Origin of the sequence: Denitrobaculum tricleocarpae, from assembly GCF_007004665.1 — a bacterium.
GTDB classification, from domain to species: domain Bacteria; phylum Pseudomonadota; class Alphaproteobacteria; order Kiloniellales; family Kiloniellaceae; genus Denitrobaculum; species Denitrobaculum tricleocarpae.
The window spans coordinates 49,209-67,748 of record NZ_ML660054.1; the positions used below are offsets into that span (position 1 = coordinate 49,209).

Below are 18,540 nucleotides of genomic sequence, written 5' to 3' on the forward strand. Positions count from 1 at the left end.
TTAGAAGCTCGCGTGTTCGACCCGGTCGCCTTCTTTGATACCCAGGCGAGAGACCGTTCCGCCGTTCAGCTCCAGCACCCCGGTAATCGCCTCACCGGAGGGAATCCGCTTGGTGGACTGCGGCACGGTCCGCTCAACGATTTTTACGATACGGCCGTCGCCCTTGATGAAGAGCATGTCCAACGGCAGAAAGGTGTTCTGCATCCACATCACCGCCTCGCGTGAGGGCTGATAGATAAAGAGCATCCCCGCGTCAGCCGCCATTTCCCGCCGGAACATCAGGCCCTGCGCCTGCTGCTTCGGATCCAATGCCATCTCGACGGTAAAGCTGTGTTCTTCACCGTCTTGCGTGACAATCGTCAGTTCCTCGCGCTCGAAGGTCGCGAGGCCGCTTTGCGCAAAGGCAGCAAAGCCGGTCAGGCAGAAAACGCAGATCAGAACGAGACGGTGAAGATTGGAGATCATGAAGCAGTCCGGATGTTATTCGCGAGCCCTGTAAGCTAAGGTCTCAAGACTTCCGAGACAATATGCCGGATTTCGCTGCGCACCGGGCCCGACCGCGCAGGATCGAGCAAAGTGGTCATCCAGTGGTCCGGCGGGTTTCTCCCCTTGCTATGACGCCAGCTCAGTGCCCGCAGCACCTTTTCCGCCTCATCGGACAGCCGGTCCGGGATGTCGAACCCATTGAGCACGGCCCAGACACCTGCCCAGCAGCGCCCGACCGACCAGGGGTTATAGCCGCCGCCACCCAACACAATCAGTCGCGGCGCCAGGCCTTTGAGGCGGGATACCACGCGCCAGAGGGCTCCGTTGGACAGCCCCAGGCGGCTCATAGGATCCTCCGCCAGCCCGTCGGCGCCACACTGAAGCAGGATGCTGTCTGCCTCGAATTTCTCCAGCAGCGGCAGGACGCAGGCCTCCATGATGTAATCCATCTCACTGTCGTTGAAATCAGCCGGGACCGGCAAATTGCGGGCCATTCCTGCAGCCCGGTCCCCGAGTTCGCCCAGCCCGCTACCGTTCATGGGCCAACGCCCCCCTTCATGGATGGAGAGGGTCATCACCTCGTCCCGGTCGTGAAAAGCGTCCTGCACGCCGTCCCCGTGGTGTGCATCCACATCCAGGTAGAAGACGCGCTCCGCGCCTTGGTCGAGGAGTTCGAGAATACAAAGCGCCGGGTCGTTGAAGAAGCAAAAGCCGCTGGCATAGCCCGGCCGGCCGTGATGGGTTCCACCCGCGGGGTTGTAGACAACCCCTGCCTCCCCGGACAAATGTGCCGCCAGGATCGAACCCCCAGAAGCCGTTGCCGGGCGGCGGAAGACCTCCGGAAAGATCGGATTGCCGTTGCGGCCGAGGTTGAATTTTTCCTTCTCTTCGTCGGTTAGGGTTTGCCGGGCCTCGGCCCGGCGCAGTGCCGCGATATAGGCCGGATCGTGAAAGCGCGCCAGTTGCGCGTCGGTGGCGAGAGGCGAATCGTGATACTGGCGCTCCGGCAGCCAGCCCATGGCACGGCACAGATCGATGCAGGTCGACACGCGTGGAATGGCGAGCGGATGACGCATTCCATAGGTCGAATGCCGATAGATCTCGCTGCCGATGAACTGCGGTTCCGCTGTCAAATTTTGCTTCTTCCCTATTCGGAGCTCCGTACGAGGCCCCCGGCTTGCCGCCACAGAGCACCGCTGGCATAGTCGCGCGCAGTAAGGAACCTAAGCACGGCTGACGCGAGGTCAAGCGCCGCTGCCTAATGACGGATAACACCCAGCGGAGCAGTGAGCCTTGTGACCGGCGTTTCACCATCTAGTCCCGCCAGTTCTGGCGAAACGCCCCAAAAACCGCCGGGGGTCAGCCTGCGCGGCGCCAGCTTGAGCTATGCAGGCACGCGGGTCTTTAATGACCTGAATCTCGACCTTCCGGCGGAGCGCATGACATGCCTGCTCGGTCCCTCCGGGGTCGGTAAGTCCAGTCTTCTCAGGTACATCGCTGGATTGACCGGTGCCGGAAGCGAGGCCGCGGTATCCGGCCGTCTGATGTTTGGCGGCCGTGAAGGCCCGGCGTCGAACATAGCCTACCTGGCGCAGCAGGACCTTCTGCTTCCCTGGTTGAGCGTTCTCGACAACGTCATGCTGGGCAGCCGCCTGCGGGGTGAGCAACCAGACCGCAAACGCGCACTCGGGCTGCTCACGCAGGTCGGCCTGGACGCTCACCATGGCGACCTGCCTGCCCGACTCTCCGGCGGTATGCGCCAGCGCGCGGCACTCGCGCGCACTCTGATGGAGGACCGTCCGGTCGTTCTCATGGACGAGCCCTTCTCTGCGCTCGACGCCATCACCCGCTTCGAGCTTCAGGAGCTCGCATCGGAACTGCTTGCCGGGAAGACTACGCTCTTGGTCACGCACGACCCGCTGGAAGCCTTGCGCATCGGCCACCGCCTGCTGTTGCTGACCGGCGCGCCGGCTTTAATCGAGACGCCGATCGACCCACCCGGTGATCCCCTGCGTGATCTCGGCACGCCCGAACTCGCGGCGCTGCAGGCAAACATCATGGAACGCCTGACCGCAGCCCGGCAGCGCGCGCGCTCAAAAACCGCGACGGCAGCAGAGCCTCAAACATGATGAAGCTGGCACGCCCTCTCATCATCTTTCTCGGCCTGCTGGTCGTTTGGCAGCTCATTGTCAGCATCACCGGCGTTGCCAAATTCATCCTTCCCGACCCGCTTTCCGTGTTCTCCGCGCTCTATCAGCGCTGGCCAGAACTTATGTCTCATGCCGGGGTCACGATCACAGAAATTCTGCTCGGACTTGTTCTGGGTACTGTCCTGGGATGCCTCTCGGCGCTTGTGATCGCTCAGTATCGCGGCGCGCGCCTTTGGATTCTGCCGGTTCTGGTCGTCAGTCAGGCCATTCCGGTCTTTGCCCTGGCACCCATTCTGGTTCTCTGGCTGGGATATGGATTGGCCTCCAAGGTGGCCATGGCCACGCTCATCATCTATTTCCCGGTGACGGTCGCCTTTTACGACGGTCTGCGCCGGACAGAGCCGGGATGGCTCGATCTGGCCCAGGTGATGGGGGGCTCGGGCTGGCGGACGCTGATGCAGATCCGTATTCCGGCAGCCCTGCCCGCCCTGGCGTCGGGCCTGCGCGTCGCCGCCTCCGTTGCCCCGATCGGAGCCATTATAGGCGAATGGGTCGGCTCCAGCGCGGGGCTCGGCTATCTGATGCTCCATGCGAACGCGCGCCTTCAGGTTGATGTGATGTTTGCGGCTCTGCTTGTGCTCGCAGTCTTCGCCGTCTGCCTCTACTTCGCGATCGATCGGATTCTGCGCGTTCTGATCTCCTGGCAACCGGACAAAGCCCTCTAAAGCCATGCAGCGGCGAGACTAACGACTGGTTGCGTCAAGCTGCGCCGCTCGCTAGCCTGTTGTCTTTGAACATAAAAGGCTTGTGGTTTGGGCGGACGCAATCACAAGACCTGCGCAAGGGGGAAGACGATGGCAATCAAGACGATTCTGGTGCACCTCGCCGATGACGAAGAACATCTGAAAAGGCTTGAGGTTGCCCTGATGCTTGCGCGCGAGCAGAAGGCTCATGTCACGGCCCTCTTCATTACCACACCGATCGGCATGCCGGCCCAAATCACGGGCCGCGGCGCCTCTGCCGCGTATCTCTCCGAAGCAACGGCGCAAGCGAAGATCAAGGCGGAAGCGCTCGAGCAGGAATTCAAGGAAAACTGCGAACGCAACAACGTCGAATTCAGCTGGATCATCACCGAAGGCGACCACCTGGACCTTTTGGCAAGACACGCCCACGCCGCGGATTTGGTGATTGCCAGCCAACCCACTTACGACAGCTTCGAAGACCGCCTCCGGATGCGCCTCCCCGAGGAGCTCGCCCTCCACAGCGGTCTGCCCGTTCTTATCCTGCCCAGGGACAGCAACATCGAAAAGATCGGCAAACGGATCATGATCGCCTGGAAGGACACGCGCGAAACCGTCCGGGCCGTTCGCGACAACATCTCTCTTCTGGTCGACGCAGACAAAGTCTTCGTGCTCGCTGTCGCACCCGACACCGGCGACGCGCTCTCGCTGCACGAAGTCGCGGACTACATCAAACGCCACGGTGTGAACGTCGAGACCCAGCACATCGCCAACTATGAAACCTCGGTGGGCGAGACGATTTTGGACGCTGCGGACAGCTGCGAAGCCGACCTGGTTGTTCTGGGGGCCCATGGACATTCCCGCTTGCGCGAACTGATCATGGGCAGTGTGACGGATCACATCGTCAAAAATACCGAGTTGCCGGTTGTGATCTCTCACTGACTGGCGCTTGCTCCTGAAGGGTCAGCTATGAGGTCGCAGTGGTGAAGCAGGGTCTGGCACGCTTGGCGGGAACCGCCATCGTTCTCTTCGCGCGTTTCATCACGGCGGTTCGCGGTATCTGGCAGGGCATCGAGCCAACGCCGAAAGAGCGTATCTACTTCGCCAACCACGTCAGTCATGGCGATTTCATCCTGATCTGGACGGTTCTGCCCTGGCGGTTGCGCCGCAGGACACGCCCTGTGGCCGGGTCGGACTACTGGCTCAAAACACCCCTGAAACGCTTTATTGGCCGGGATGTTTTCGACGCGGTCCTGATCGACCGGAACCCCGAGACACGTGCGGCCGATCCCATCCAGACCATGGCTGAAGCGCTCGACGATGGCGCGTCTCTCATCCTCTTTCCCGAAGGCACGCGGAACGAGACCGATGCCCCCCTTCTGCCTTTCAAGGCTGGGCTCTATCACCTTGGGAAAAGCCGTCCCTCGATCGAGATGATTCCGGTCTGGATCAATAACCTCAACCGGGTGATGCCCAAGGGCGAACTGGTCCCAATTCCGCTGATCTGCACCGTCACCTTCGGCGCGCCGCTTCACATCGCCGTGGAGGAGAGCAAAGTGGATTTCATCGCGCGCGCCGAAGCCGCGCTGCTTGCGCTGTCACCGGATAACGGGGGCAAGGACACGTGAGCGGCTTCCACTTCGACCTTCTGAAGCTCCTGGGCGGCGTTGGCGCAATTCTGGTCGTCGCCTCGATCATCGGATATGTGCTGCAGCGGCGATTGTCACCTGACGGCTCGAACGCGGTGATCGAGAACCTCAACGCCAGGATCCAGGCCTGGTGGGCCATGGTAATCCTGATGGGGCTGGCGTTTCTCGGTGGGCGCACCGGTGTGATTCTGCTGTTTGCCTTTTGCTCTTTCGCGGCGTTGCGGGAGTTTGCAACTCTGACCAATACCAAGCGCGCGGACCATTGGGCGCTGGCAAGCGCGTTTTTCGTAGTGCTGCCCATTCAGTACTGGCTGATCTGGATCGACTGGTACGGACTCTTTTCCATCTTCATTCCCGTCTACGCCTTTTTGCTGATGCCGATTGTGGCGGCCCTGCGCGGGGACACGGAGAACTTCCTGGTTAGGGTTGCCGAAACCCAGTGGGCCCTGATGATCTGCGTCTTCTGCGCCTCCCATGTCCCTGCCCTCCTGAGCCTCGATATTCCAGGCTATGAGGGTCGCAATGTCCTGCTGATCGCATTCCTCGTGGTCGTGGTTCAGTCGAGTGACGTTCTCCAATATGTCTGGGGCAAGCTTTACGGACGCCGCAAGATCGCGCCTAAGCTCTCGCCCTCGAAGACCCTTGAGGGCTTTGTCGGCGGCGTTCTTTCATCGATGTTGCTCGGCGCCTGCCTCTGGTGGATGACACCCTTTACCTTCGTGCAGGCCGGGCTGCTCGCGCTGGTGATCGCGCTGATGGGCTTTTTCGGAGGGCTGGTGATGTCGGCCATCAAGCGCGATCGGGGCATCAAGGACTGGGGTCACCTGATCGCCGGTCACGGCGGCTTCATCGACCGGCTTGATTCCGTTGTCTTCTCGGCACCGGTTTTCTTCCATCTGGTGCGTTACTGGTGGACGCCTTGATTGCGCTCTTCAGGCGTGTTGCAGGTCATAGTATTACGCACGTCCTCTTCGCCTTTGCGGGCATGGGAAGCTGGGCCGTCTTCTCCAATCGCGCACATCCGATGCCAGACCCCGTCATCGCTGGAGTTGTTCAGGGCATGCTGTCCGCCTTTTTGACGCTGGTGCTCAAGACCATCATCGATCGTCTTGCGGAACGCTTCTCAGGTCATACGGCTCTATGGCTGCCGCCGCTCATAGCAGTCAGCGTCTCGGCCTGCCTGCTGGTCGTCATTCATAACGTGAGTGAAACGCCTGAAATCCCGCAGACTATCTCATTACCACTGATGGTCGCCGCCAGCTATGCGACGATTTATAACTATTCCCGCTGGTCGCTTCGGAGAGAGTAAAACATGGCAGATAAGATGAGCCGCCGTCCCCTGACCAGCCGGGGCTCCGGTTGGGCGAAAGGCATAACCAAGGCCCTGGCAGCGACGTCCATCTCGCCCAACCAGGTCTCACAGGCCAGTATGCTCGCGGCGGCGCTTGCGGGAGTTGCCTTCTGGTTTTCCGGCGACACGGGCGACGCGGTTTTGCGGGGTGCCTTACTGGTGGGCGCCGCCGTCTTCTGCCAACTTCGGCTGCTCTGCAATCTCTTTGATGGATTGCTTGCCATTGAAGCCGGAAAAAGCGCCCCAGACGGAGCCTTCTGGAACGAGTTTCCCGATCGGGTGGCCGACATCCTGATTCTGGTCGGCGCCGGCTATGCGGTCGGCGAGGTATCACTCGGATGGACCGCCGCAGCCTTTGCCGTTTTCACCGCTTATGTGCGCGAGCTGGGCGGCGCCAATGGCATGCCCGCGGATTTCTCCGGACCCATGGCAAAACCGCATCGCATGGCCGCCATCACGCTCGCCGCCGTGATTGCGGCCCTGGAACCCCTCTGGCACGGCCAGGGTGAGGTTCTCACTATTGCCTTATGGGTCATCACAATCGGCTCTGGCGTAACGACTTTCCGCCGCGCATTGCGGCTTCGCGCCTGGCTATGCAAAGGAAAAGAAGAGCAATAGAAACCCTCACCGGATCTTAGCGTGAGAAGGATACCTCGTCTGCCGGCACATTCTGTTCATCAATGGGTTCCGGATTTCTTGGAATATTCGGCAGATCGGGATCTATCCGATGCCAGGGTTGCGCCGAAGACGTCCAGATACTGCCCTCGGACTTGAAACAGCTGGGATCATCGAGAACACCGGCCTTGATTGCACGGAACTGCGGATGGGCGCCGTTATGGGATATCAGGTGTACGCCGCAATTCGGGCAAAAATGCCGGTAGACGTCCGCACCGCTCCCGCCCTTTACGGTAAAAACACTGGTCTCACCTTGCGTGATGGTTAAAGCCTCGGCCGGGAACATCATACCGTAAGCACCGGCACCGCCGGCGACGTACTGACAGTCGCGGCAATAGCAGACACCTGAGAGAAGCGGATCGCCTTTGACTTCAAAGCGAACGGCGCCGCAGAGACAGCCGCCTTTATGCTTTTTCATGTCTTATCCTTTTTTCGCAAAATCTGAATTGTGGGCACTAAATGCACGGATGATTTCGGTTATGACAGTCCGGGTGATGGCAAGATCATCGGAATTCAAAGCGGCCGCGATGGGCAGCATGACCTCCGCTTCCCGCTCCTTGATCACTGCGATCGCCCCCTCACCCTTATCTGTCAGTTCCAAAAGAACCGACCGCTTGTGCGCTTCGTTCTCGCGCCTGCGGATCAGCTCCTGCTCAAAAAGCTCGTTGGCGATCTTCTGAATGAACTGGCGCGGCAGCATCAGCTGACGGCCTATGGCCGGAACTGTTATGGGACCATGGTCCAAAAGCTGTTCCAGAACCGCCCGCTGTGAGACAGATATGCCCGTCCGCTCCAGCTCCTGAGCCACTGAGGACTCAAGCGTTTTGTAAAGCGGCCGGACCAGACGAATCAATTCGTAGAGCGAGTCCGGGCTGGATTGTTGACTATCTTTCATGACACCAAATATGTCATAATGACATCTTTGATGTCAATAAAATTGACAGCGATTCGGGGCGTCCAGGAGCTTGAATAGAAAGCGCCGACCAGCTTCATCCCGCTGGTCAGCGCTTTTTTAAATATCCGGTCGCGTGCGACGTCGTCCTAAAAGAACACGAAGCTCACCACGACAAAGATCGGCATCAGTATGACGCACGACCAGGCCATGTACCCGAAGAAGCTCGGCATCGCGACGCCCCGCTCTTCCGCGATCGCGCGCACCATGAAGTTTGGCGCATTCCCGATATAGGTGTTCGCTCCCATAAAGACGGCACCGGCCGAAATCGCCAGCAGGGTGTCGGCACGCGGCCCCATCAGGTTTACGGCGTCGCCACCCGCGGTGTTGAAAAACACCAGGTAGGTCGGCGCGTTATCCAGGAAGCTCGAGAGAATGCCTGTCGCCCAGAAATACATCACGTTCAGCGGCTCGCCTGCCTCGTTGCTCACGGAAGAGACGATGATACCCATCGCGCCGTCGGTTCCTGCCTTCAGGATGGCGATGGCCGGAACGATCGTGATGAAGATTGCAGCGAACAGCTTCGCGACCTCGACGATCGGGAACCAGGAGAAACCGTTGGCATCCCGGTTTTCCTTACTGGTCACAATCAGCGACAAGCCCGCGATGGCCAGCAGAAGGACATCCCGGGCGATGTTTTGGAGCTCGATATGTACATGAAAGATCGTGAAGTCGATGCCCGGTTTCCAGATGCCGCTCAGCAACACCGCGCCAATGACACCGCCGAGGAGAAGAATATTGATCTTTCCATCCAATCCCAGTTTCTCCTGAGGCTCTCCACCCTCGGACACAGCTTCGGCCGGGGCTTCCAGGCCGCCTTCACGCTTATGCAAAAAGCTATCAACCGCGAAGAAAAGGACGAGCAGGAACGAGGATACCAGGACCATTGGCAGGAACATGTTCGTGGTCGGCCAGAAGAAATCCACACCCTTCAAAAAGCCCAGGAACAGCGGCGGATCACCCAGGGGAGTCAGGGAGCCGCCGACGTTCGCCACCAGAAAGATGAAAAAGACCACGACGTGGACTTTGTTTTTCCGCTCCGCGTTTGCATTCAGGATTGGGCGAATCAGCAGCATTGCCGCGCCGGTGGTTCCCATCCAGCTCGCGATGAGCGTACCGATCAGCAGGATCAGGGTATTGACCGCAGGCGTCCCCTTGAGTGTGCCCGTGACCCGCACACCGCCGGCGACCGTGAAGAGCGATAGCAGCAGAATAATAAAAGGCAGATACTCGAGAAACCCAACATGCAGCAGCTCGAAGAGTGCCAGTTCGTAACCTTGCACAAGCGTAAAGGGGATCAGAAACGCCAGGGCCCAGACAGCCGACACCTTGCCGAAATGACTGTGCCAGAAGTGCGGCGCCACCAGAGGAAAAATCGCGATTGAAAGCAATATGCCGGCAAAGGGCACAACCCAGATCAATCCAAGCGTTCCACCATCCAGATGTGGCGCACCAGCCCCCGCCGCAAACGCCGCCGTCGGTGCGGCGACGATACAAGACAAACTCGCAATCAGGACACGCAAAGATGTCCTGCCAAACAGTGAAAAGGTCACGGTCGTTAAATCCCCCCGAATGCGCCCCTTTAATCCCCACAGAAGTCTATACCTCCAGCCAGGGCTCGAAAACCCTCGGGGACAGGTCATTTAGTCGGAAGCGTCACGCCAGGCAAGCCCGGGATTCCGGGCGCGGGCGCAGGAACGACCGCTCAGCGGACCCGCCCCTGCCGGAACAACAAAATGTGATCTTCTCGGGATACCACCGGGGCGAGAGCCAATGCTATCGCTCATTCATTCAATCGGGGCCTCGAACCGATATGACAGCTCCTGGCCGCGGTTTTATGACCCTTTGAATGAACAGAATTCCCGCGGCCAGACCAACACCGATAATATCTGACACGATGCCCCCTTCGATCATGAAAAGCGCCGCGAGGACCAGGGCAATACGCAGGAACCAGACTGTTTGCGCCCCCAGGAACCAACCCTGCACACCAGCCGACAACAGAAATACGCCCAGCACGGCCGTGACCAGCGCCCGTCCGATTTCGAATGCGCTGCCGTCCATAAGGATCGCCTGGTTGTAGAAAAACATGAAGGGCACGATGAAGGCCGCGATGCCGATCTTGAATGAGGCGACCGAGGTTTCCATCGGATTGGCGCCGGAGATACCGGCGGCGGCGTAGGATGCCAACGCCACCGGGGGCGTTATCGCCGAGACGACGGCGAAGTAGAAGACAAAGAAGTGTGCCGTAAGTGCCGGAATCCCCAGTTCGATCAGCCCGGGCGCCACGACCGATGCCGCGACCGCGTAAGCTGCGGTTGTCGGCATACCCATTCCAAGAAGGATTGCAATGCACATTGCAAAGAACAGCGCCAGGATCTGCGACGCCTCGGCAAGTCCGAGCAGCAGGTTTGAGAAGCGTGCGCCCACACCGGTCAGTGAGATTACCCCGACGATGATACCCGCACAGGCACAAACGGCGATGATCTGCACCGACATGATACCGGCGATCTCAAAGGCCTTGCCGATTGAACGGGGTCCCATCCGGTAGGGTGTCAGCCAGCTCACCACGGCCGCGGCAGCCGTCGCGAGTGTACCGGCCCGAATGACCGAATACCCCATGAAAAGCGCCGCGATCAGAATAATGATCGGCAGGAACAGGAAGACCTGCCGCATCATCTCGCGCAGCTTGGGCAACTCGTCGTCGCGCATCCCCCGCATGCCGAGCTTTGCGGCCTCGAAGTCAACCATGAAGTAGATCGAAACGAAGTACAGGATCGCCGGAATGATCGCTGCAATTGCGATCTCGGTGTAGGGAATACCCGTGATCTCCGCCATGATGAAAGCGCCGGCGCCCATGATCGGCGGCATGATCTGTCCACCGGTCGAGGCAGCGGCCTCAATCGCCCCGGCGGTCTTGCGGTGGTACCCGACTTTCTTCATCAGCGGGATGGTGAGCGAGCCCGTGGCAACCACGTTGCCGGCCGAGGTGCCGTTGATCATCCCCATCAGGCCACTGGCAAAGATCGCCACCTTGGCCGGACCGCCACGCGCCCGACCTGCTGCCGCGAAAGCAAAGTTGACGAAGTAGGCGCCGACCTTCGAGGCCTGGAGAAACGCCGCGAAGATAATGAAGAGAATGATGTAGGTGGAGGAGACGGCGGTCGTAGGCCCAAGGATGCCCGCATCCGTATAAACCTGGCTGAAAAAGCGCTGCCAGGTAATGGCGGGCGCGCTCAGAAAGCCGGGGAGATACTGCCCGGTAAAGACATAGATCAGAAAGATGCCCGCGATGATCACCAGCGCCAGACCGGCGACGCGGCGGGTCAGCTCCATGATCAGAATCGTGCCGGCGACGGCAGCGATGGAGATCCCGATCGGAGCAAAGGGTGTTCCCGTCGAATTGCGCATCAAGGTGCCGTAGATTGCGATCAGGTAGGCCGCCACGGCTAAACCGCACACCGCCAGGACGATGTCGGGAAAGGCCAGGTGGCTGCGCTCCTGACGGTCGGCCCAGGAGAGCAGAACCGCCCCAACCGTTGCGAGCAGAAGCGGCACGCCAAAGAGCCAGGTTTCTTTGAATTTAATCTCCGCATCAATGCCGTTCCACAGCACACCGCCGGCAATATCGACAGCGAATGACAAGGCCATGCCAAGCGCAAGAAGCGCGGGCAGGATTAACAGATAGGACAGGTAGTCCAGCAGCCGGGTTTCGTTGGCCGGGCCGCTGGCGAAATTGCGCGCCGAGAAGAGAATAAAACCAAGACCAAGCGCCCCGGCAACATGGACGATGCGGAAGTTCCAGGTTTCCATGGGGAAGACCGGGAGGAACGGAAGATCGACCAGACCGCCGGTCATGGCGCTCAAGGAGAGACCGTTGAGCGCAGCCATGTGGAAGCCCGCGTAAACCGCCGCTAAAACAGCGACTACGATATGCGCCCGTCCTGCGAAGAGGCGTCGATTGCTCTCGACGGGCTCTTCATCGATCCCTTCGACAGTGATCTTACTCTCGGTTTCATTTTGGTTTGTCACGGCACCCCCCTGTTTTCCGTTAGTCTGCCTAAAAGACTCCAGAATACCAGCGCTTATTCCCGCCTCTCGCGCCCTAGGTCTTTTGACGCAGCCACCTTGCCGTCTCGCTCAAAGACGCTAATCCGCTCTATGCCGCGTGGTTGGTGGTCACTGTGTTGGCCGGTCATTTGAGCGGCAAAACACCACAGAGCGATCCATCCAACCCACGTCTATCTGAGGGTGCGCGCCCAAAAAAGGGCCGCCTTGCTCGGCAAAGCGGCCCTTCTTCACTATCGGAGAATGTGACTTAGCCGCCGTGGACCATTTCACCGGCGATCGAGGCACCGTTCTCATTGAACCACTTGGCCGCACCCGGATGCCATTTCATCACTTCGTTCTTGTTCCAGTGCTCAGGCAACGTCGAACGGGCCGCACGGTGAATGCTGACCATCCGATCGTTATCGGACATCACGACGTCAACAACCGCATAAACAAAGTCGTCCGGCAAATCGCAATTGGCGATCGCGAAGTTCCACATGGAAACCGAACGCGCATCGTTTTCCAGCGTCGTGTAGGTGCTGGACTCGATGCTGAAGGAGGAAACAGGGAAGGTCTCAAGAATTTTTCCCTGCTCTTCTTCCGTAAACTCGATGATGTTCACCTTGGTCTGCACTTCAAGCTGGCTGACCGCCGGAACGGGTACGCCGGCCGCAAAGGCAATCACATCGAGCAGACCATCCTGCAGCTGACCGCCCAGATCCGTCCAGCCGCCGTTCCGGCGTTCGAAGTTAACACCGAGCGTCTCCATCATGCGGGGGAAATAGGTGTCGGACGTCGAACCCGCGGGGCCGAAACCGATACGGGCGCCATCGGGAATGTCCTTGATCGATGCAATCCCGGAAGACGACAGCGTGGTGACCGAGAACGGTGTCTGATACATCGGGAACATTGCGCAGGCATTGGTCATCTGCAGGCCCGGAGCAATCGGGTTTGTGCCCTGAATCGATTCTGCGGCAGGCCCCATGGTGGTCATGCCAAAGGCCGCGTCACCGGTGTGAACCAGCGCCATATTCTGCATGGGACCGCCGGTGACTTCGCCACCGCCGGAAATCCCCAGCTCGTCGGCCACAAGGTTGGCCCACCCCGAACCGTAAGCGAAGTAGGTTCCGCCCTGGGAAGCGGTACCGACGGTAAAGCTGTCCGGCCAACCCGCCCGATCCTGGGCAAAGGCAGCTGATGCAGTGAGTGCAAGAGCGACGGCGCCGCTGGTGAGTGCTGTAAATCTCATTTGGAACTCCCTGTACTGTTTTGCGCAGCTTTCATGCTGAGCGTTTTGATTGATACGTCAGAATCGGCGATAGTTATATTCAAAAGTGTTCTGTGCTTCCAGTTCAAGATAATCCGTCGTCGCATTCGTATCGGCGATCTTCCCGACCGCACTTCTACTCCGCGCTGTGCCAATGTCTCGATGTTTTCTATTTTCAGAAAGCCCGGAGCCTGTATTCTGCGCGCATGACAGCAAAAGCAATCATTCCGGACGATCTAAAGAGCTATTACGACGACTGGCATATGTCGCCCGGCCTGGCCTGTAACGGTTTTGTCTTCTTTACCGGTTTCACTGGCACAAGGGCGGACGGCAGCCTCTCAAGCGACCCTGAAATGCAGATCCGCGATGCCTTTGACAAGGTTCAGTCCGTTCTCGAGGCAGGAGGAATGGGCTTCGGACACCTTGTCGAGATGACCAGTTATCATGTCGGCCTCCGGGATCATTTGGACATCTTCAAATCCGTGCGTGACAGCTTCGTCGTCGAGCCCTACCCGGCCTGGACGGCAATCGAGGTCGCGGGCTTTGTCCGTGAAGGCGCAATTGTCGAGATCCGGGTCATCGCACGCGCGCCCTGATCTCGCCACCTGAGCTGCAGAGACGCGGCTACTGCACGGTTATGGTCTGGGCGACAAAATTGGTGACGCGCTCGCGAAGGCCGAAATTGTAGAGATCGTTATGACCGGCTTGCGGGACAAAGATCCCTTCCTTGGGCGCTTGGATGGCATCCAATAGCTGCCGGCCGAAACGAACATTGGTCACAGCATCCTGTTCTCCATGGATCAGGAGCACCGGAGCTCTCAGCATGTCGGCCTTCGCCAATGAATTCCATTGATCCAGGATCAGCCAGCGGGCAGGAAGATACCAGTAGTGCGCCTGAGCAACATCGGCAACCGATGTAAAGGGAGCCTCTAGTACAACCGCCGCGAACTGCTGCTCGGCCGCCAGTTGGACGGCAACGCCGCTGCCGAGCGACTCGCCGTAAAGCACGGTTTTTTCTGGCGAAATTCCCTGATCCCTCATCCAGTTAAGAACGGTGGCGGCATCCTCCACCAGATCACTTTGGGTCGGCGATCCTTCGTTGCCGCTGTAGCCGCGGTAACCGACAAAGAATACGCCGTATCCCGCGTCGGCAAAAAACGAGAATTTGGGCACGCGATCGGCCAGCTGTCCCGCATTTCCATGGAAAACAACGACTGTCGGCGCGCCGGGTTTGCGCGCCGGAACATACCAGTGCCGTTGAAGAAGGCCGTCTTTGGTCGTCAGCTCCACTTCACTCAAGCCAGGCAATCCAACGGCTTCAATCTCCGGGAGCGTTTGGCCGGCGGGGTACATCAGCGTGCGCTGGAACGCGAACATGAGTCCGGTCAGCAGCAGGTACCCGACCACACCCAACCACAAAATCGTCATGACACTTTCCCCGGCCGTTCGCTTCGCCATTATCTACGCCCCTTATTTCACGAGAGCGGCATCGGAGCAGCTTCAGGAGAGACACATGCGCAGTCCGCACTGTCGCGTCCCGGTGACTCTGCGCTCCATCCGACCTCAGTCACTCTCGATGTGGCTCTTCTTATTTAGCTGGCAATTGAAAATGTTTCGATAACGAATCTGGAACAACTCTGTGACCACCTAATTTCCCTTGCACGAGATGGGGAATAATCCTATTTTACACTCTCTAATGATATTTAATAAAATATCACACTTAAATTGGTGGTGTATTATGTCGAAGATATACATTCTTCACGAAAATCCCGAGTGGGTTACGCCTTTGCATGCGGCGTTCGAAAAGCGCGGCATCCAGGCAGAAGAGTGGCTGCTTGACGAAGGCAGCGTCGCGTTCGACACACCGCCGCCGGCTGGCGTTTTTTACAATCGGATGAGTGCATCGTCCCACACCCGGGGACACCGCTTCGCGCCGGAATTGACCCACGCCGTGCTGAACTGGCTGACGCTTCATGGAAGACGGGTCGTCAACGGACCGCGCGCGCTTTATCTGGAGGTCAGTAAGGTTGCGCAGTATGCCGCCCTGCAAGCAGCCGGGATCAGAACACCACGCACGCGAGTGGCCGTTGGTCGCGACGCCGTTGTTGAAGCGGCGCGAAGCTTTGCGCCCGCACCTTTTATCCTGAAGCCAAATCGCGGGGGCAAAGGATTGGGAGTACGCCTCTTCTCGACCGCAGAAGAAGCAGAAGCCTACCTCGCGTCCGACGAAGCGGCCGGCGAGGCCCCAATCGACGGTCTTTGGCTTATCCAAGACTACATCCGTTCGCCTGAGCCATTCATTACTCGCTGCGAGTTCGTCGACGGACGTTTCCACTACGCGGTCAGAGTCGAAACCGGCGGCAGTTTTGAGCTCTGCCCCGCCGACGTCTGCGCAATTGATAAAAAACCCAATTCATCGGCCCCCGCAGTTAACTTCACGATCACCGGTGACGTCGATTGCGCTCTCATTGCGTCTTACGAACGTTTTCTGCGGGCCAACGAGATCGAGATCGCGGGAATTGAGTTCATTCGCGACGCGAACGGCCAGGTCTTTACCTACGACGTGAACACCAATACCAACTACAATGCCGATGCAGAGCGAAAAGCCCATCTGGCCGAAACCGGAATGGAAGCGATTGCCCGTTTTCTTAGTAGCGAATTGGACGCTCTCTTGGAGACTTCGCAAGAAATCATCGCAGCAGAGTAAGTGCGATTACTTAAGATGGATTTTCCACGGGATCCAAAACAACTTAAGTAAGATTCATACCCCGACAGCCCGACCGGTTCCCCGGCCAAGTGGTCCGGGCTTTCCTGCTTCACTTGAGCTGTATTCCAAGAGCGCTACGCGCTCGTGGCCGATTCTCGATTAAGGTGTGTTTCGCTCTCTCGGAACGACACAGTAGGAATGCGGCTTATACACCGAACACCCCTCCCCTGGCCTCAACCAAACCTGTATTTAAGTCTAATTTTTATTTCCTGCTTCAGCTTTATAAATCTCTTTGCTTGCAATAGCCTTTCCCGCAGGACTCTATGTTAAATCAATATTTACAACTAACGGGCATTATTTGCCCGAACTCTTGATCGAGGGATTATCGCAGAGTTCTGGACGTTTCGAGTTAGATCCGTTCGGCAAGCTGTTGTGGCGGCAGGTACGCGCCATCGCGTCAATTGAGACTGGCAGGAAAAACGATGTATCAAAATTCGCTTTCAATGCGCATCGCTTCGAAAATCATCCTCCTGCTGATCGGCGGAATGGCCGTCCTGCTCTTTGTTCAAACATATCTCTCTCAGTCATTTTTCTCGGGTGAGTTGGCCCGGTTTTACGAGAAAGAGACGCTTCTTTTGGCGTCGCAAATGGACGGCGGCATCAAGTGGAAAAAGGCCGATAAGATCAACAGTGTTTATGAGAAACAGACTCTGAAGGAAGAGAACTCAAACCTCGCAAACGCTTTGATTACGGATGCGGAAAAGACCCCGTTGTCATCCTTTACATCGGAAATATACGAGTCCACCGATCTCGCGGCGGTTTTAGAGGACTTCGAGGTTCAGGAGAGCGCAACACCCTTTACGACCAAAATCATCGATCATCATGTCATCACCGTGACGGCGATCATCGACGCGAAATCGAAAAATACGATCGGTTACGTGGCCATGGCCTGGAGCAAACAGTCCGCATTGGATTCGATGGCCGCCGTCCGGAACTCCTCGTTGGCTGCGTCCGCGGTAATAATTTTGATTATCGCCGCGTCTCTCATCTTCCTTCTCAAATCCATGGCGATCAAGCCGATCAGAAACATCAAGGACGTCATGTCACGGCTGGCCGACGGCCACCTCAAGACCGAGGTTCCCTACGTCAAAAACCAGGATGAGATCGGTCAGATGGCCCAGGCTCTGCTGATTTTCAAAGAGAACGCCGGCGAGATCGTCCGAATGAAGGAACAGGAAGACGCGCGCAACGCACAACTCGACGCCGAGAAGAAGTCCGATCTGCTGCGCATCGCCGACGTATTGGACAAGGAAGTCAAATCCGCCGTCAGTGACACCAACACACAAGCTGACAGCATGAAAAACAGCAGCGCCGAAATGCGCGACGTGATCGCTCAACTCGGTGATCAGACCTCAACCGTCGGCAAGGGCGCAGAACGGGCGTCCGGATCGATCCAGGCCGTGGCCTCCGCGACCGAAGAGCTCTCCGCCTCGATCAGTGAGATCACGCGGCAGGTCGAACAGGCGTCCAGCATCGCGCAGGACGCCTCGAAGGAAGCGGCACGGACCGACCAAACCGTCGGCGGGCTGTCTGAAGCGGCTCAGAAGATCGGCGATGTGATCAACATGATCCAGGACATTGCCAAGCAAACCAATCTGCTGGCTCTGAATGCCACCATTGAGGCGGCCCGCGCGGGTGAAATGGGCAAGGGTTTTGCCGTTGTCGCGTCCGAGGTCAAGCACCTGGCCAGCCAGACCGCCAAGGCAACGGAAGAGATCAGCACTCAGATCGGCGCGATACGGGAAGAAACCGACGGCGCGGTCGGGGCGATCCGCTCGATCAGCGGAACCATCGAAAAAATCAACGAAATCTCCGAGAGCATTGCGGGCGCCGTGCAGCAGCAAAGCAACGCGACTCAGGAGATCAGTGCCAGCGTCCAGGATACGGTTCAGCATATGTCGGAAGTATCCAGCCAGGTCGCCGATGTGATCGGCGGCACGGAACAGGTCAATCAGCACTCCAACACCGTTATGGAGAATGCGGAGCAAACCTCGACCAATATCGGCCGCTTGGAAACGCGCATGGGTACCGTGCTGAGCCAACTGCGGGAATCGGCCAATGTGGACCGGCGCGCGGACGATCGTAAGGACGGATCCTGGAGCGCGCAGGTAATCGACGGCGAACGGGCTCTGGATTGCGTGATCGCCAACGTCTCACTGGGCGGTGTTCTTCTCAAGAACTGCACAGGACTTCAGGAAGGTATCGTGGTGACGCTCGCCATCGACGGCTTTGGCGAAAACCTCTCGGGGCATGTCGTTTCCGTGTCGCCACAGGGGGCTCATCTGAAGTTTATTCTGGAAGAAGACCAGCGGGAGAAGGTCCGCAGCTTCTTCGAACTTTCGAAGAAACAGGCGGCTTAAATCACCTGCAGCTCTCAAGTCTGCCGCGCACTGCTTCATCCCTGATATCTCCGGCGCTCAGACGCCGCTCAGCGCTAGGCGCTCTCACGAGACTCA

18 protein-coding genes are annotated in these 18,540 nt (G+C 58.4%); 10 read left to right on the forward strand and 8 right to left on the reverse strand.

All coding sequences use genetic code 11. The features are described 5' to 3' along the window. Together FKG95_RS09285 and FKG95_RS09290 are read right to left on the reverse strand one after the other, a co-directional pair. The gene (locus FKG95_RS09285; RefSeq protein ID WP_142896087.1) at positions 1 to 465 is read right to left on the reverse strand and encodes a DUF192 domain-containing protein; all 465 of its coding nucleotides are present in this window, start codon (positions 463 to 465) and stop codon (positions 1 to 3) included. A gap of 35 nt (positions 466 to 500) precedes the next feature. Beyond that, complete coding sequence (locus tag FKG95_RS09290) at positions 501 to 1,619, reverse strand: acetoin utilization protein AcuC (RefSeq protein WP_246116731.1); 1,119 nt, start codon at positions 1,617 to 1,619, stop codon at positions 501 to 503. Between the two features lie 162 nt (positions 1,620 to 1,781). On the opposite strand from FKG95_RS09290, the gene FKG95_RS09295 reads away from it, so the two are divergent. From FKG95_RS09295 to FKG95_RS09325, 7 genes are all read left to right on the forward strand, one after another. Next, entirely contained in the window at positions 1,782 to 2,615 is an 834-nt protein-coding gene (locus FKG95_RS09295) for an ABC transporter ATP-binding protein (protein WP_246116732.1), read from the forward strand. Further along, positions 2,612 to 3,361, forward strand: coding sequence for an ABC transporter permease (locus tag FKG95_RS09300; protein WP_218940143.1), 750 nt, complete (start codon positions 2,612 to 2,614; stop codon positions 3,359 to 3,361). The genes FKG95_RS09295 and FKG95_RS09300 overlap by 4 nt, the downstream gene beginning before the upstream one ends. 129 nt (positions 3,362 to 3,490) lie before the next feature. Further along, positions 3,491 to 4,318: a universal stress protein gene (locus tag FKG95_RS09305; RefSeq protein ID WP_142896088.1), complete on the forward strand. Its 828-nt coding sequence runs from the start codon at positions 3,491 to 3,493 to the stop codon at positions 4,316 to 4,318. Between the two features lie 38 nt (positions 4,319 to 4,356). Further along, a complete protein-coding gene (locus FKG95_RS09310; protein WP_218940144.1) occupies positions 4,357 to 5,004 on the forward strand; it encodes a lysophospholipid acyltransferase family protein in 648 nt (215 codons plus the stop codon). After that, positions 5,001 to 5,948 (forward strand): phosphatidate cytidylyltransferase, encoded by a 948-nt coding sequence (locus tag FKG95_RS09315; RefSeq protein WP_142896089.1) that lies wholly within the window; start codon positions 5,001 to 5,003, stop codon positions 5,946 to 5,948. The genes FKG95_RS09310 and FKG95_RS09315 overlap by 4 nt, the downstream gene beginning before the upstream one ends. Next, a complete protein-coding gene (locus FKG95_RS09320) occupies positions 5,936 to 6,334 on the forward strand; it encodes a hypothetical protein (RefSeq protein ID WP_218940145.1) in 399 nt (132 codons plus the stop codon). Before FKG95_RS09315 ends, FKG95_RS09320 begins: the two co-directional genes overlap by 13 nt. Positions 6,335 to 6,337: 3 nt before the next feature. Continuing rightward, positions 6,338 to 6,994, forward strand: a complete 657-nt coding sequence (locus tag FKG95_RS09325; RefSeq protein WP_142896090.1) for a CDP-alcohol phosphatidyltransferase family protein — start codon at positions 6,338 to 6,340, stop codon at positions 6,992 to 6,994. Between the two features lie 16 nt (positions 6,995 to 7,010). Here FKG95_RS09325 and FKG95_RS09330 read toward each other — a convergent pair whose 3' ends face one another. The 5 genes from FKG95_RS09330 to FKG95_RS09350 form a co-directional block, all read right to left on the reverse strand. Continuing rightward, complete coding sequence (locus FKG95_RS09330) at positions 7,011 to 7,469, reverse strand: GFA family protein (RefSeq protein WP_142896091.1); 459 nt, start codon at positions 7,467 to 7,469, stop codon at positions 7,011 to 7,013. 3 nt (positions 7,470 to 7,472) lie between these two features. After that, entirely contained in the window at positions 7,473 to 7,946 is a 474-nt protein-coding gene (locus FKG95_RS09335) for a MarR family winged helix-turn-helix transcriptional regulator (RefSeq protein WP_142896092.1), read from the reverse strand. A gap of 146 nt (positions 7,947 to 8,092) precedes the next feature. Beyond that, entirely contained in the window at positions 8,093 to 9,556 is a 1,464-nt protein-coding gene (locus tag FKG95_RS09340; protein WP_246116733.1) for a sodium:proton antiporter, read from the reverse strand. A gap of 238 nt (positions 9,557 to 9,794) precedes the next feature. Further along, positions 9,795 to 12,032: a TRAP transporter permease gene (locus tag FKG95_RS09345; RefSeq protein WP_142896094.1), complete on the reverse strand. Its 2,238-nt coding sequence runs from the start codon at positions 12,030 to 12,032 to the stop codon at positions 9,795 to 9,797. Between the two features lie 286 nt (positions 12,033 to 12,318). Further along, positions 12,319 to 13,299, reverse strand: a complete 981-nt coding sequence (locus FKG95_RS09350; RefSeq protein ID WP_142896095.1) for a TAXI family TRAP transporter solute-binding subunit — start codon at positions 13,297 to 13,299, stop codon at positions 12,319 to 12,321. A gap of 224 nt (positions 13,300 to 13,523) precedes the next feature. Here FKG95_RS09350 and FKG95_RS09355 point away from each other — a divergent pair, with 224 nt between their 5' ends. Next, positions 13,524 to 13,913 (forward strand): RidA family protein, encoded by a 390-nt coding sequence (locus tag FKG95_RS09355; protein ID WP_142896096.1) that lies wholly within the window; start codon positions 13,524 to 13,526, stop codon positions 13,911 to 13,913. 28 nt (positions 13,914 to 13,941) lie between these two features. On the opposite strand, the gene FKG95_RS09360 is transcribed toward FKG95_RS09355, so the two are convergent. After that, positions 13,942 to 14,745, reverse strand: coding sequence for an alpha/beta hydrolase (locus FKG95_RS09360; RefSeq protein ID WP_179954012.1), 804 nt, complete (start codon positions 14,743 to 14,745; stop codon positions 13,942 to 13,944). Positions 14,746 to 15,055: 310 nt separating this feature from the next. On the opposite strand from FKG95_RS09360, the gene FKG95_RS09365 reads away from it, so the two are divergent. Together FKG95_RS09365 and FKG95_RS09370 are read left to right on the forward strand one after the other, a co-directional pair. Further along, positions 15,056 to 16,024 (forward strand): ATP-grasp domain-containing protein, encoded by a 969-nt coding sequence (locus tag FKG95_RS09365; protein WP_142896098.1) that lies wholly within the window; start codon positions 15,056 to 15,058, stop codon positions 16,022 to 16,024. Positions 16,025 to 16,506: 482 nt separating this feature from the next. Further along, on the forward strand, positions 16,507 to 18,444 hold the full coding sequence (locus FKG95_RS09370) for a methyl-accepting chemotaxis protein (protein ID WP_142896099.1): 1,938 nt from the start codon (positions 16,507 to 16,509) through the stop codon (positions 18,442 to 18,444). Positions 18,445 to 18,540: the final 96 nt, after the last annotated feature.